9 protein-coding genes are annotated in these 14,775 nt (G+C 62.9%); 8 read left to right on the top strand and 1 reads right to left on the bottom strand.

Annotated elements, in window-relative coordinates:
- Nucleotides 1–90 precede the first annotated feature (90 nt).
- The 8 genes from PVV54_RS22195 to PVV54_RS22160 all read left to right on the top strand — a co-directional run bounded on the left by PVV54_RS22195 (nt 91) and on the right by PVV54_RS22160 (nt 12,544).
- Nucleotides 91–1,773, top strand: coding sequence for a fatty acid--CoA ligase (locus tag PVV54_RS22195; protein ID WP_274907291.1), 1,683 nt, complete (start codon nt 91–93; stop codon nt 1,771–1,773).
- Between the two features lie 300 nt (nt 1,774–2,073).
- On the top strand, nt 2,074–3,960 hold the full coding sequence (locus tag PVV54_RS22190) for a DUF1302 domain-containing protein (RefSeq protein ID WP_274907290.1): 1,887 nt from the start codon (nt 2,074–2,076) through the stop codon (nt 3,958–3,960).
- A 24-nt stretch (nt 3,961–3,984) separates the two neighbouring features.
- Nucleotides 3,985–5,349 carry a DUF1329 domain-containing protein gene (locus PVV54_RS22185; RefSeq protein ID WP_274907289.1) on the top strand — a complete coding sequence of 455 codons (1,365 nt, stop codon included), beginning with the start codon at nt 3,985–3,987 and terminating at the stop codon, nt 5,347–5,349.
- Between the two features lie 464 nt (nt 5,350–5,813).
- The gene (locus PVV54_RS22180) at nt 5,814–8,531 is read left to right on the top strand and encodes a LuxR C-terminal-related transcriptional regulator (protein ID WP_274907288.1); all 2,718 of its coding nucleotides are present in this window, start codon (nt 5,814–5,816) and stop codon (nt 8,529–8,531) included.
- A 105-nt stretch (nt 8,532–8,636) separates the two neighbouring features.
- Nucleotides 8,637–10,244 (top strand): response regulator, encoded by a 1,608-nt coding sequence (locus PVV54_RS22175; protein WP_274907287.1) that lies wholly within the window; start codon nt 8,637–8,639, stop codon nt 10,242–10,244.
- Nucleotides 10,241–10,933, top strand: a complete 693-nt coding sequence (locus PVV54_RS22170; protein ID WP_274907286.1) for a sensor histidine kinase — start codon at nt 10,241–10,243, stop codon at nt 10,931–10,933. The genes PVV54_RS22175 and PVV54_RS22170 overlap by 4 nt, the downstream gene beginning before the upstream one ends.
- A gap of 137 nt (nt 10,934–11,070) precedes the next feature.
- The gene (locus PVV54_RS22165; protein WP_274907285.1) at nt 11,071–11,712 is read left to right on the top strand and encodes an MBL fold metallo-hydrolase; all 642 of its coding nucleotides are present in this window, start codon (nt 11,071–11,073) and stop codon (nt 11,710–11,712) included.
- 109 nt (nt 11,713–11,821) lie between these two features.
- Nucleotides 11,822–12,544: an OmpA family protein gene (locus PVV54_RS22160; protein ID WP_274907284.1), complete on the top strand. Its 723-nt coding sequence runs from the start codon at nt 11,822–11,824 to the stop codon at nt 12,542–12,544.
- 119 nt (nt 12,545–12,663) lie between these two features.
- On the opposite strand, the gene pta is transcribed toward PVV54_RS22160, so the two are convergent.
- Nucleotides 12,664–14,748 carry a phosphate acetyltransferase gene (pta, locus tag PVV54_RS22155; protein ID WP_274907283.1) on the bottom strand — a complete coding sequence of 695 codons (2,085 nt, stop codon included), beginning with the start codon at nt 14,746–14,748 and terminating at the stop codon, nt 12,664–12,666.
- Between the last annotated feature and the right edge of the window lie 27 nt (nt 14,749–14,775).

The following is a 14,775-nucleotide window of genomic DNA, read 5'->3' as shown; positions in this document are numbered from 1 at the left end:
AAATCATTCCTTCGGCTGATTTGGCCGTCACATTGGCGAACTACAGTAATTCCCAGACTTGTCCGGCCCGCATTTCAAGAAGGGATACCCATGCTGCAGACCCGCATCATCAAGCCCGCCGAGGGCGCCTACACCTTCCCGCTGCTGATCAAGCGCCTGCTGATGTCTGGCAGCCGTTACGAAAAGACCCGCGAAATTGTCTACCGCGATCAGATCCGGCTGACTTATCCACAGCTCAACGAGCGCATTGCGCGCCTGGCGAACGTGCTGACCGAGGCCGGGGTCAAGGCCGGTGACACCGTGGCGGTGATGGACTGGGACAGCCACCGCTACCTGGAATGCATGTTCGCCATCCCGATGATCGGCGCGGTGGTGCACACCATCAACGTGCGCCTGTCACCCGAGCAGATCCTGTACACCATGAATCATGCCGAAGATCGCTTCGTGCTGGTCAACAGCGACTTCGTCGGCCTTTATCAAGCCATTGCCGGGCAACTGACCACGGTAGACAAGACCCTTTTGCTCACCGACGGCCCGGACAAGACCGCCGAGCTGCCCAACCTGGTGGGTGAGTATGAGCAGCTGCTGGCCGCGGCCAGCCCGCAGTACGACTTCCCCGACTTCGACGAAGACTCGGTGGCCACCACCTTCTACACCACCGGCACCACCGGCAACCCTAAAGGCGTGTACTTCACCCACCGCCAGTTGGTGTTGCACACCCTGGCCGAGGCCTCGGTGACCGGCAGTATCGACAGCGTGCGCCTGCTGGGCAGCAACGATGTGTACATGCCGATCACGCCGATGTTCCATGTGCATGCGTGGGGCATCCCTTATGCCGCCACCATGCTGGGCATGAAACAGGTCTATCCCGGGCGTTACGAGCCGGACATGCTGGTCAAGTTGTGGCGCGAAGAGAAGGTCACCTTCTCCCACTGCGTACCCACCATCCTGCAGATGCTGCTCAACTGCCCAAGCTCCCAGGGCGAGCACTTCGGCGGCTGGAAGATCATCATCGGCGGCAGCGCCCTTAACCGCTCGCTGTATCAGGCGGCGCTGGCCCGGGGCATTCAGCTGACCGCAGCCTACGGCATGTCGGAAACCTGCCCGCTGATCTCCGCCGCGCATCTGAACGACGAGTTGCAGGCCGGCAGCGAGGACGAGCGCGTCACCTACCGCATCAAGGCCGGTGTGCCCGTGCCGCTGGTAGAAGCGGCCATTGTGGATGGCGATGGCAACTTCTTGCCGGCCGATGGTGAAACCCAGGGTGAACTGGTGCTGCGCGCGCCCTGGCTGACCATGGGCTATTTCCGCGAGCCGGAGAAAAGCGAAGAACTGTGGCAGGGCGGCTGGCTGCACACCGGTGACGTCGCCACCCTGGATGGCATGGGCTATATCGACATCCGCGACCGCATCAAGGACGTGATCAAGACCGGCGGCGAGTGGATCTCGTCGCTGGACCTGGAAGACTTGATCAGCCGTCACCCGGCCGTGCGTGAAGTGGCGGTGGTGGGCGTTGCCGACCCGCAATGGGGCGAGCGCCCGTTTGCCCTGCTGGTGGTACGCGATGGCCAGGCCATCGATGCCAAGGCGCTGAAGGACCACCTCAAGCCATTTGTCGAGGAAGGGCACATCAACAAGTGGGCCATTCCCAGCCAGATCGCCGTTGTTACTGAAATTCCCAAGACCAGCGTCGGCAAGCTCGACAAGAAGCGCATCCGCCAGGACATCGTCCAGTGGCAGGCTAGCAACAGCGCCTTCCTTTCCACCTTGTGAAACTTGTGCGGGTCACGTTTAGAAAAACGTGACCCGCAGGCTAGAGAGGTTGGCGCCTTGCCAAATGAAGAAAATGCGCCATCCTTCACCTCGGCCAACGCGCAGCTTGCGCAAATCACACTTTAGAGGGATCAAGCACCTGTGCCTGCTGGCTATAGTCGGGGCCAGGGGATTTTCAGGAATGGGGGAGGGCGACATGCGCAACACGTGTCGCCGCAGGTGAAGGCCTGCATACCGGTCGCACGGGCCGTTCTTGAAAGGACTCACTGCCATAACAAAAAAGTACATGGAGTAGCGTCGATGAAATCTGCACACCTGTTCTGGCGCCGGGCCAAGTTGCCCTTGGCCGTCAGCCTTGCTTCCACGCTTGCAAGTCCAGCTTTCGCGGTCAGCTTCAACATCGGTGAAATCGAAGGCCAGTTCGATTCGTCGCTCTCTGTAGGGGCCAGCTGGTCCACTGCCAACCCGAACAGCAACCTGATCGGGGTCAACAACGGCGGCAAGGGCCTGTCGCAAACCTCCGACGATGGCCACCTCAACTTCAAGAAGGGCGAAACCTTCTCGAAAATCTTCAAGGGCATCCATGACCTGGAGCTCAAATACGGCGACACCGGCGTATTTGTACGTGGCAAGTACTGGTATGACTTCGAGCTGAAAGACGAGAGCCGCGAGTTCAAGGACATCAGCGACTCCGGCCGCAAGGAAGGCGCCAAGTCGTCCGGGGCCGAGCTGCTCGACGCCTTCGTCTACCACAACTACTCCATCGGCGATCAGCCAGGCTCGGTGCGCCTGGGCAAGCAGGTGGTGAGCTGGGGTGAAAGTACCTTCATCGGCGGAGGCATCAACTCGATCAACCCGATCGACGTGGCCGCGTTCCGCCGCCCCGGTGCCGAGGTGAAGGAAGGCCTGATCCCGGTCAACATGTTCTATATCTCCCAGAGCCTGACCGACAACCTCTCGGCCGAAGCCTTCTACCAGATCGAGTGGGATCAGACCGTCGTCGACAACTGCGGCACCTTCTTCTCCCAGCCCGACATCATTGCCGACGGCTGCACCGACAACCTGCGCGTGCTTAACAGCAGCCGCACCGTGCCGGCCGCTGCCCAGCAATTTCTCGCCACCCGTGGCGTGAACATCAACGAAGAAGGCGTAATGGTGGCCCGTGGCGCCGACCGCGATGCCCGGGACAGCGGCCAGTTCGGTGTGGCCTTGCGCTACATGTTCGACCCGCTGGACACCGAGTTCGGTGCGTACTTCATGAACTACCACAGCCGTGCGCCGATCTTCAGCGCCACCGGCGCCTCGCCGTCGGTGTTCGCCGGCCTGAGCGCCTTGCCAGCCCAATTGCGTGCGCTGGCGCCGTTGATCGTTGCGGGTAATTCGCAGTACTTCGTTGAATACCCTGAAGACATCCGCCTGTACGGCCTGAGCTTCTCCACCACGTTGCCCACCGGCACCGCGTGGAGTGGTGAAATCAGCTACCGGCCGAACGCACCGGTGCAGTTGAACACCACCGACATCCTGTTCGCCGGCGTACGCCCGATTGGTGGCGCGCTGACCAACGCGTCGCTGCTCACCGGCACCCCGGGCCAGGACCTGCACGGCTACCGCCGCAAGGAAATCACCCAGTTCCAGACCACCCTGACGCACTTCTTCGACCAGGTAATGGGCGCAAGCCGCATGACCGTGGTCGGCGAACTGGGCGTGACCCACGTCGGTGGCCTGGAGAACGCCCACGACGTTCGTTACGGCCGTGACCCGGTGTTTGGCCCAGGCCCACTGCCATCCACTGGCGGTGCCGATACCTGCCAGGCGCTCAATGCCAGCACCATCGCAGGCGCCGGTGCAGGTGCTTCCACCGCCAACCTCAACCGCAAGTGCGAAAACGACGGCTACACCACCAGCACCTCCTGGGGGTATCGCGCCCGTGTGATCTGGGACTACCCCGACGTGTTCGCCGGGGTCAACCTCAAGCCCAACGTGGCCTGGTCCCATGACGTGTCCGGCTACTCGCCAGGCCCTGGCGGCAACTTCGAGGAAGGCCGCAAGGCGGTCAGCCTGGGCCTGGATGCCGAGTATCAGAACACCTACACCGCCAGCCTGTCGTACACCAACTTCTTCGACGGCAAGTACAGCACCGTGGATGACCGCGACTTCGTCGCCCTCAGCTTCGGCGTGAACTTCTAAGCACACAGATTCAGGACGACACACATGAACAAGACCAGAAGTCTGCTGCAAGCCGGTGTACTGGGCCTGTCCCTGCTGGCGAGCAGCGTCATGGCTGCGGTTTCCGCCGATGAGGCGGCCAAGCTCGGCAGCACCCTTACCCCGATGGGCGCGGAAAAGGCCGGTAACGCCGACGGCTCCATCGGCCCATGGCAGCCGCTGTCCAAAACCGCGGGCAGCGTCGATGCCAAGGGCTTCCTGTCCGACCCGTACGGCAGCGACAAGCCACTGTTCACCATCACCGCGCAGAACGTCGACCAGTACAAAGACAAGCTCTCGCCGGGCCAGCTGGCGATGTTCAAGCGTTACCCCGACAGCTTCAAGATCCCGGTGTACAAGACCCATCGCGGTGCCACGGTGCCGGATGAGGTGTTCGCCGCCATCAAGAAAAACGCCACTGCCACCACGCTGGTGGAGGGCGGCAACGGCCTGAACAACTTCCAGACCGCCGTGCCGTTCCCCATCCCGAAAAGCGGCCTTGAGGTGATCTGGAACCACATCACCCGCTACCGCGGCGGCAGCGTCACGCGTTTGGTGACCCAGGCCACACCGCAGCAAAATGGCTCGTACAGCCTGGTGTATTTCCAGGACCAGTTCGTGTTCCGTGACCGCATGAAGGATTACGACCCGAACAACCCGGGCAACATCCTGTTCTACTTCAAGCAGGAAGTGACCGCACCGGCACGCCTGGCGGGCACTGTACTGCTGGTGCACGAAACCCTGGACCAGGTGAAGGAACCGCGCAAGGCGTGGATCTACAACGCCGGCCAGCGCCGGGTGCGCCAGGCGCCGCAAGTGTCGTATGACGGCCCGGGTACTGCCGCAGACGGCCTGCGTACCTCCGACAACCTCGACATGTACAACGGCGCGCCAGACCGCTACGACTGGAAGCTCGAAGGCAAGAAGGAGATGTACATCGCCTCCAACGCCTACAAGCTTGATGACCCCAAGCTGAAGTACAGCGACATCCTGAAGGCCGGGCATATCAACCAGGACCTGACCCGTTACGAGCTGCGCCGGGTATGGCATGTGGTCGCGACCCTGAAACCGGGCCAGCGTCATATCTACGCCAAGCGTGACTTCTACATTGACGAGGACACCTGGCAGGCGGCGGTGATTGACCAGTACGACGGCCGCGGCCAGCTGTGGCGCGTGTCCGAGGCGCATGCCCAGGACTACTACAACGTGCAGGTGCCGTGGTACACGCTTGAAGCCATCTACGACCTGCAGTCGGGCCGCTACCTGGCGCTGGGCATGAAGAACGAAGAGAAGAGTGCCTATAACTTCGGCTTCAGTGCCAGCAAGGCTGATTTCCAGCCAGCCGCGCTGCGCCAGTCGGGCATTCGTTGAGCTGCTTAAACCCCTTGTGAACTCCCAGAACGCCCCGGCTTGCCGGGGCGTTTCTGTTTTCCCTTACACCGCCCTTTGTGGGAGCAACTGTCTTATATAAAACCTAAAAGCTGACGCGATTATTGTGGGAGCGGCCTTGTGTCGCGAAAGGGGTGCGCAGCGCCCCTATCGATTGCAGCTTCGCAGCCGATATTGCCGGGGCTGCTACGCAGCCCTTTCGCGACACAAGGCCGCTCCCACAGAGGGCGGCGCAAGTCGCCTGACGAGGAGCTGGCCTGACAGGTCAATAACCCCCCTGAATACCCCACCAAACCCCCATTCCACCTACTGTCCATCAGCCATGTTGCTTTTTGTCGCAGTCTTTTCCACGCCAATGGCGCCCATCATCTTCAAATACGCCGCGTTACCCGCTAGGCTCGCAAACATCCGTACCGCCGTTGTCTTCCAACCAGAACGAGCCGGCCATGACAGATTTGTCCCGTACGCATGGATTCGCCAGCCAGGCCCTGGGCCTGCTGGACGGGCGTTTCTTCCGGCCACCACTCCCGGATGGCCACGTGCCCCGTGCGCGCCTGTGTCAGCGCCTTGATGCAGGCCTTGCCGGGCGATTGCTGCTGGTCAACGCTCCAGCAGGCTTTGGCAAAAGCTCGCTTGCCATTGAATTCTGCGAGGCATTGCCCAGCCACTGGCGCAGCCTTTGGCTGGGCCTGAGCCAGCGTGATGCCGACCCCGGCCGCTTTCTCGAACGCCTGCTCGAAGGCCTGCAGCAGTACTGCCCAGCGCTCGGCGGCCAGGCCATGGGCCTTTTGAAAATGCGCCAGCGGCACCAGCCGTTTGCCTTCGAAGAATGGCTGGATGGGCTGCTCGACGAGCTGGCGCTGTACCTGCAAGCCGACACGCCATTGTTGCTGGTACTGGATGACTACCATTTGGCCCAAGGGCCGGTGTTGGACCGTTGCCTGCAGTTTTTCCTCAATCACCTGCCGGCGGGCCTGGTGCTGCTGGTCACCAGCCGCCAGCGCCCGGATTGGCATCTGGCACGCCTGCGTCTGTCGCGACAACTGGTCGAACTCAACGAACAGGAACTGCGCCTGACCCCCGACGAATCGCTCGCGGTCATCGGCCGGCAGCCCACCGGGCTGCGCGGCCAGGCGCTGGACAACCTGATTCAGCGCAGCGACGGTTGGGTGGCAGGGTTGCGGTTCTGGCAACTGGCCGCCAGCGAGTCCGGCGACGAGCATGCCTTGCCCCAGGCCTTGCACGGCGGCGAAGGCCTGATTCGGGATTACCTGCTCGAAGAAGTCATCGACATGCTGCCGGTGGACGTGCAGGCATTCCTGTTCGACACCGCCTGCCAGGAGCGTTTCTGCTCCGCACTTTGCGATGCCCTGCGCGAACGCAACGACAGTGCCGAAATTCTCGGTTACCTGCAGGCCCACCAGGTGTTCCTGGTACCGCTGGACGAGCATGGCCATTGGTATCGCTACCATCATCTGTTTTCCGACATGTTGCGCAGCCGCCAGTCCAGCGAACCGCTGGCGCGCCTGCACCTGCGTGCCTGCGGCTGGTTCCAGGCTCAAGGTCTGCTCGATGAGGCGGTTGAGCAGGCATTGCGCGCCGGCCATCTGGACGTTGCCGCCAACCTGGTGCAGAGCCTTTCCGAAGAGCAACTGCTGGCCGAGCAAAACGTCGGCATGTTACTGCGCTGGAAGATGGACCTGCCCGATAGCCTGCTGATCAGCACACCACGGCTGATCGTGCTGTACAGCTGGGCGCTGGGGCTTGCCTGCCAGCTGGATGCGGCAGAGGAGTTGGCCGGTTATCTCAGCCGCTTCCTGCCGGCGCCGTCGGCCACTGCGCAAAAGTCGATGCTGGCGCAGTGGCTGGCCTTGAGCGGGGTAATTGCCCGTGGCCGTGGCGACCGCGAGCGCACGCTGGCCTATTGCGGCGAGGCGCTGCAAAGCCTGCCGTGCAAGCGGTATGGCCAGCGCCTGGTGTGCCTGTCGACGTTGTCCAACCTGGCCATTGCCGATGGCGACTTCTGGCGAGCGCGCGGCTGGAACCGTGAGGCGCTGGAGCTGGCCCAGCGGGTCGGCAATCCATTGTTCGAGGCCTTGGCGCATTACGACCGGGCAAGGGTGCTGCACGCCCGGGGTGAGGTGCTGCGGTCCCTTGAAGAGGTACGCCAAGGCCTGCAACGCTTGCAAGGGCTTTCGGGGCAACGGCTGTATGCGGTGCGCGCCCGGTTGACCCTGTATGAAGGCTACCTCTTGGTGGCGCGCCTGCAGCCTGCGCAGGGCCGCGCCCGGCTGCGCGCGGGGCTGGGGGAGGCGCGAGCGTGCCGCGACATCAGCGTGTTGATCGGCCACTGCGTGATCGCGGCACTTGATGGCCGCGAAGGGCAGTTTGCCGAAGCCTTTGCAGAGCTGGCTGAAGCCGAACGCTTGATGCACATCTGGGATGTGCCACCGATTTTCTACCTGGCCATGATCACGCTGGTGAAGTGCGAGTTGTGGTTGGCCCAGGGGCGTATCGACCTGGCCGAGTCGTGGTTGCTGCGCCTGGGGCAGACCTATGGCGGCGAACACCCGGCGGCGGCGCCCGAGTTCCACCCATTGCTGCCGCTGCACATCGAGTTGCAGCAGGCGTTGCTTGAACGCATCCAGGGGCGTGGTGACGAGGCCATTGGGCGCCTGCGCGGGCTGGTCGAGCGTGGGCATGCCAACGGCGGCATGATGTTGGCGCTAAACGCCTTGTGCCAATGGAGCGACCTGTTGCTGAGCGAAGGGCGCGAGATACAGGCGGTCGACTTGTTGCCCCAGGCCGTGGCCGCCGCACAGGGCGGTGCATTGCAGCCGTTCCAGCGGCTGATCGAGGCCCACCCGTCGTGGCTGCGCGAGCAGCTGCAGGCTCAACCGGCCTGCCCGGTACAAGCTGAACTGCTGGCCCGCTTGCCGGAACTGCCCGTACCCAGTGCCGGCACCGGTGAAGCGTTGAGCGGCCGGGAACTGTCGGTGCTCGAGCTGATTGCCCAGGGGTGTTCCAACCAGCAGATCAGCGAGCGGCTGTTTATCTCACTGCACACCGTCAAGACCCACGCCAGCCATATCAACAGCAAGCTGGGTGTGGAGCGCAGGACGCAGGCCGTGGCTCGCGCCAAGTCATTGGGCTTGCTGAACTGAGGCTCGATTCGTGCCCTCATCTTTCCCGGGAGACTGCCGATACAGAGCTCGGCGGTATGCATCGCCACACGCCATCCACCCATCATTCCAATACAGGTCGTGTTGATGCTGCAGTACGGGCAAAAGAGCTTTCTGATCGTCGATGACTTCACCGACTTTCGCACGTCGACCCGCTCGATGCTGCGCGAACTTGGCGTGCGCGACGTGGACACCGCCGACAGCGGCGAACAGGCCCTGCGCATGTGCGGGCAGAAGCGCTATGACTACATCCTCCAGGACTTCCACCTGGGCGACGGCAAGAAGAACGGCCAGCAGGTACTCGAAGACCTGATCCTGGACAAGCTGATCAGCCATGAATGCGTGTTCATCATGGTGACCGCCGAAAGCAGCCAGGCCATTGTGCTCAGCGCCATCGAGCACGAGCCCGATGCTTACCTGACCAAGCCGTTCAACCGGGTTGGCCTGGCCCAGCGGCTGGACAAGCTCACCCAGCGCAAGACGTTGCTCAAGCCGATTTTGCAGGCCCTGGACCGCAGCCGCCCGGCCGAGGTGCTGGCGGCCTGTGCCGAGCTGTGCAAAAAAGACCCGCGCTTCGCCCCGTTGTGCCTGCGTTACCGCGCCGATGCACTGCGCGACCTGAACCGCTTCGATGACCTGGAGAAGTTTCTCAAAGGCATCCTGGCCAGCCGCCCCCAGCCTTGGGTGTATGCGGCGCTGGGCAGCCTGATGCACAAGCGTGGGCAAAATGCCCAGGCTCAGGGCGTGTACGAGCAAGCATTGAAGGCGTTCCCGATCATGCCGAGCCTGTACGACGGCATGGCTGATGTGCTGGTGGCGCAGGGCGATACCAAGCGTGCGCAGAACATGCTCGAAGAGGCGGTGCGCCTGTCGCCGCTTGCCGTGCGCCGTCAGGCCACGCTGGGCAAACTGGCGCTGACCAACGAGGACTACGAAGGCGCCTCGAAAGCCTTCCGCCATGCGGTTACTCAAGGCCAGAGCTCGCGCTACAAAGATGCTGAAAGCAACCTTGGGCTGGCGCAGGCGCTGATGAGCAAGAACGCCGGTTTTGGCCTGGATGCACGTGCCCGTGTCGAAATCAACACGGTGCTTAGCGAGGTGGCCAAGGACAACGCCGACGACCAGGGTTTGCAGGTGCGGGCGCGTTTGATGAAAGCCGCCAGCCTGCAGCAGGCGGGCGACCCCGAAACCGCCGCCAAACTCACCGAACAAGCCATGCAGCGCCTGGACAAGATGGACCAGTTCTTTTCCGTCGAAGCCGCGCTCACCGTGGCCAAGCAGCTGCAATCGCTTGGCCAGGAAGCGGCGGGTGGGGGCATTCTCAAAGGTTGTGTGGAAACCTACGGCGATGACCCTAAAGTCATGCAAAGTGTTGCCAAGCTGACCGATGACCCTGCTGTGCTCGGCGCGGTTACCGAGGCGGTCGACCTCAATCGCCAGGGCGTGCGCAGTTACCAGCTCGGGCAGCTTAACGAAGCGTTACAGATGTTCCGCAAAGCCTTGTCGCTGCAACCCAAGAACATCAGCATCGCGCTCAATACTGCCCAGGCGTTGCTGCGCATCGGTGGCGAACCCACGCCCCCAGCATTCTTGCAGGAGTGCCGCAACTGCCTGACCAACGTAGCCGGCATCCCCAGCAGCGACAGCCGCTTCGACCGCTACCGTAAATTGCACATCAAGGTTTTCGGCGCATGAGCCAGGATAATCAGGGGCTGGACTTTTCCACGGTGATTGCCTCCACCGTGCACGACCTGAAAAACTCGCTGTCGGCGTTGATCCAGTCCCACGACCAGTGGCTGGCGCGCCTGCCCGAAGAACTGCGCAGCGGTACCGAGCAAGGCGTGATCGAACACGAATTCCGCCACCTCAATGGCATGCTGGTGCAGATGCTCGGGCTGTACAAGTTGGGTGCCAACCAACTGCCGCTGTGCCCCGACTACCACGAACTGGACGACTTCATCGAAGCCCAGCTCGCCGCCCACCAGCAGGTACTCGAGCGCAACGACATCCTCGCCACCTGGCGCATCGATACCGATAACCCGCTGGGCTTTTTTGACCGTGAACTGGTGGCGACGGTTATTGCCAACGTGGTCACCAATGCCACTCGGTATGCCGGGCATGCCCTGTTGATCAGCATTGCCGAAGAAGACGAGCAACTGGTGATCAGCGTCAACGACGACGGGCCGGGCTATCCGGCGCGGATGCTGGAGCGGCAACAGGATTACACCCAGGGTATTGATGCCCAGAGTGGCAGTACCGGGTTGGGCCTGTATTTTGCGGCGCGGATTGCTGCGCTGCATGAGCGCGACGGGGTGCGTGGGCGGATCGAGATTGCCAACGGTGGGGCGTTGGGGGGCGGGTTGTTCAGGTTGTATTTGCCGTAGGCTCGGCTTGGGTTCTCTAGTGTCGCCGAGATCGAGCGCCGCGCGGGCGGCGCTCGATTTCACAGGCGCCAAAAGGCTCAAGCCCTGCGCCAGCGAATGCGCTTACAATCACCTGGACTTACACCCCGGTGACCTCCATGCCCCCAACACCCTCCCTCATCCGCGAAACCTTCCCCGTAGGCCCCCTGCAGTGCAACTGCACGCTGATCGGCGACCCGCTGACCAAAAAGGCCATCGTCGTCGACCCGGGCGGTGACCCTGAAAAAATCCTCGCCCGCCTGCAGGCTCACGGCCTGACCCTGGTGAGCATCATCCACACCCACGCGCACTTCGACCATTTCATGGCCTCTGGCAAGCTCAAGGAGCTGACCGGTGCAACCCTGCACCTGCACAAGGACGACCAGGTGCTGTGGGACAACCTCGAAATGCAGTGCCAGATGTTCGGCGTGCCCTACACCCCGGTGCCTTCCCCGGACCGCTGGCTGGGTGATGACGAAGAGCTGGCGTGTGGTTGTGGCGTGGCCTTGCACACCCCGGGACACACGCCGGGTTCGATGAGCTTCTGGTTTGCCGACGCCAAGCTGCTGATTGCCGGCGACACCCTGTTCCGCAGGGGCATCGGCCGCACCGACCTGTGGGGCGGTGACCAGCGTGCCATCGTGCGCTCTATCAAGGAGCGGCTCTACCGCCTGGATGAAGACGCCATCGTGGTGACCGGCCACGGCCCGGACACCAAACTGGGTGACGAGATGCGCGAGAACCCTTTCGTACGGGCATGAACTTGCATTAACAGCGTTTCATGGAATTATTCTGCCGCGATGCAATCCAAGGCTGGCATAGATCCAACCACGATCTGCCGCACACTCGAATATTTGTAGGAGCTTGTCCATGTTCACCATGCGTCGTCTGATTATCGTCGCAACCGCTGCAGCCCTGATGACCGGCTGCGCCGGGCAGAATCCTTATGACAACCAAGGCCAGGCGCAGGGCGGCTCCACGGGGATGAGCAAGACTGCCAAATACGGCGGCCTGGGCGCGCTGGCAGGTGCCATCGCCGGTGCTGCCATCGATCACAACAACCGTGGCAAAGGCGCACTGATCGGCGCCGCCGCAGTGGGCGCCGCTGCCGCAGGTTACGGTTACTACGCCGACAAGCAGGAAGCCGAACTGCGTGCGCAGATGGCCAATACCGGCGTTGAGGTGCAGCGCCAGGGCGACCAGATCAAGCTGATCATGCCGGGCAACATTACCTTCGCCACCGATTCGGCCAATATCGCCCCGAGCTTCTACTCGCCGCTGAACAACCTGGCGACCTCGTTCCGGCAGTTCAATCAGAACACCATCGAAGTGGTTGGCTTCACCGACAGCACCGGTAGCCGCCAGCACAACATGGACTTGTCCCAGCGCCGTGCCCAGGCCGTCAGCACCTACCTGACTTCCCAAGGCGTGGACGCTTCGCGCGTTTCGGTACGCGGCATGGGCCCCGATCAGCCGATTGCCAGCAACGCCGACGCCAATGGCCGTGCGCAGAACCGCCGCGTAGAAGTGAACCTGAAGCCGATCCCTGGCCAGCAGTACGAGCAGCAGGGCCAGGTTCAGCAGTATCCTTGAGCCTGTCGCGGTTCGCCGTTTTCCTGTAGGAGCGGATTCACCGAGACGTCGGACCGCCGCGATGAAGCTGACGCGGTAGATGGCAACGGCTTCGCCGGTGATCGCGGCTGAAGCCGCTCCTACAGGGCGCTTGCCTGAATGGCGGTGAGGGCAATGGTGTGCACGATATCGTCCACCTGCGCCCCGCGCGGCAAGTCGTTCACCGGCTTGCGCAGCCCCTGCAGCATCGGCCCCAGGCTGACGCCATCGGTGCTGCGCTGCACCGCCTTGTGAGTCGTGTTGCCGGTGTTCAAGTCCGGGAACACGAACACCGTGGCGCGGCCCGCAACAGGGCTGTGTGGCGCCAACTGGCGAGCAATCTCCGGGTTGGCGGCAGCGTCATACTGCAGCGGCCCGTCAATCACCAGCTCCCGTTCAGCCTCCTGCGCCAGGCGCGTGGCTTCGCGCACTTTACCTACTTCCTCGTCACTGGCCGAATCGCTTGAATAGCTGATCATCGCCACCCGTGGCGCAATACCGAACGCCTGCGCCGACTCAGCGCTCTGCCGGGCAATTTCGGCCAGCTCGCCGGCGCCGGGGTGCGGGTTCATCACACAATCGCCATACACCAGCACCTGCTCCGGAAACAGCATGAAATAAACCGACGACACCAGGCTGGCGCCCGGTGCGGTCTTGATCAATTGCAAGGCCGGGCGAATGGTGTTGGCGGTGGAGTGCACCAGGCCAGATACCAGCCCGTCGACCTCATCCAGCGCCAGCATCATGGTGCCGAGCACCACCGGGTCTTCCAGTTGCTGTTCGGCCATGGGCGCGTTGAGGTTTTTGCTCTTGCGCAGGTCGACCATCGGTTCTACATAGCGCCCACGGATCAGGTCCGGGTCCAGCACCTCAAGGTCGGCTGGCAGGGTAATGCCCTGGGCACGGGCCACGGCCTCGACGTCCTCGGGCTTGGCCAGCAGCACGCAACGGGCGATGCCGCGCGCCTGGCAGATGGCGGCGGCCTGCACCAGCAGCGGTTCGGCGCCCTCTGGCAGGACAATGCGTTTGTTGGCCTGCTGCGCACGCTGGATTAGCTGATAACGGAACACCGCAGGCGACAGGCGCATTTCCCGCGGCGTGCCACAACGCTGATGCAACCACGCGGCGTCCAGATGGCTGGCAACGAAATCGGTGATGAACTCGGCACGTTCGCGGTCATCCACCGGGATTTCGCGGTTCAGCGAGTTAAGCTGGTTAGCCGTGTCGTACGAGCCAGTGCTGACCGAAAGAATCGGCAGCCCCGCCTGCAAGGCGCCACGGCACAGGCCCAGAATGCGAGGGTCGGGTTTGCTGTCGCTGGTCAGCAAAAGCCCCGCGAGCGGTACGCCGTTCAGGGCGGCCAGGCTTACGGCAAGGATGATGTCATCACGGTCGCCGGGGGTGACCACCAATGTCCCGGGCGTGAGCAGCGGCACGGTATTGGCCACGGTACGCGCACAGATGATGATCTTGTTCATGCGGCGCTGCTCGTAATCGCCGGCATTGAGCACTTGGGCACCGAGCAGTTCGGCCACATCGCGGGTGCGAGGGGCGTTCAGTTCGGGCTGAAACGGGATGCAGCCGAGCAGGCGGAAGTCGTTGCCTCGCAACAAGGGCGAATGCTCGCGCAGGCGCGTGGCGAAATCGGCCATGCTCTCGTCGGTGCGTACCTTGTTCAGGATGACGCCGAGCACCTTGGGGTCGCGTGGGCCGCCGAACAATTGGGCCTGCAGTTCGACGCGCCCGGACAGTTCACTGAGCACCTCGTTCTCCGGGGCGGACACCAGGATCACTTCGGCGTCCAGGCTCTTGGCCAGGTGCAGGTTGACCCGCGCAGCGTAGCTGGCGTGGCGGGTCGGCACCATGCCTTCGACCACCACCACGTCGTTACCGAGGCAGGCTTGCTGGTAAAGGCGGATGATTTCTTCGAGCAGCTCGTCCAGTTGGCCGTCGCCGAGCATGCGCTCGACCTGGGCCAGGCTCAGGGGGGGCGGGGGCTTGATGCCGTGGGTGCGGGCCACCAGTTCGCTGGAGCGCTCCGGGCCGGTATCGCCGGGGTGAGGCTGGGCGATGGGCTTGAAGAAGCCGACCTTCAGCCCGGCGCGCTCAAGGGTGCGCACCAGGCCCAGGCTGATGGAAGTCAGGCCGACGCCAAAGTCTGTCGGCGCAATGAAAAATGTCTGCATGCGTGCTTCTCGAAATAAGCTGTGCAA

This window comes from Pseudomonas sp. PSKL.D1, from assembly GCF_028898945.1.
In the GTDB taxonomy this organism is placed as follows: Bacteria; Pseudomonadota; Gammaproteobacteria; order Pseudomonadales; family Pseudomonadaceae; genus Aquipseudomonas.
The sequence above is the reverse complement of the archived record's forward strand: the minus strand, read 5'-3'. Positions and strand labels throughout refer to the sequence as shown.

Bases quoted from the DNA above. Each gene is read 5' to 3' on its own strand.
- PVV54_RS22195 (WP_274907291.1), top strand. From the start codon at position 91: ATGCTGCAGACCCGCATCATCAAGCCCGCCGAGGGCGCCTACACCTTC.
- PVV54_RS22190 (WP_274907290.1), top strand. From the start codon at position 2,074: ATGAAATCTGCACACCTGTTCTGGCGCCGGGCCAAGTTGCCCTTGGCC.
- PVV54_RS22185 (WP_274907289.1), top strand. From the start codon at position 3,985: ATGAACAAGACCAGAAGTCTGCTGCAAGCCGGTGTACTGGGCCTGTCC.
- PVV54_RS22180 (WP_274907288.1), top strand. From the start codon at position 5,814: ATGACAGATTTGTCCCGTACGCATGGATTCGCCAGCCAGGCCCTGGGC.
- PVV54_RS22175 (WP_274907287.1), top strand. From the start codon at position 8,637: ATGCTGCAGTACGGGCAAAAGAGCTTTCTGATCGTCGATGACTTCACC.
- PVV54_RS22170 (WP_274907286.1), top strand. From the start codon at position 10,241: ATGAGCCAGGATAATCAGGGGCTGGACTTTTCCACGGTGATTGCCTCC.
- PVV54_RS22165 (WP_274907285.1), top strand. From the start codon at position 11,071: ATGCCCCCAACACCCTCCCTCATCCGCGAAACCTTCCCCGTAGGCCCC.
- PVV54_RS22160 (WP_274907284.1), top strand. From the start codon at position 11,822: ATGTTCACCATGCGTCGTCTGATTATCGTCGCAACCGCTGCAGCCCTG.
- pta (WP_274907283.1), bottom strand. From the start codon at position 14,748: ATGCAGACATTTTTCATTGCGCCGACAGACTTTGGCGTCGGCCTGACT.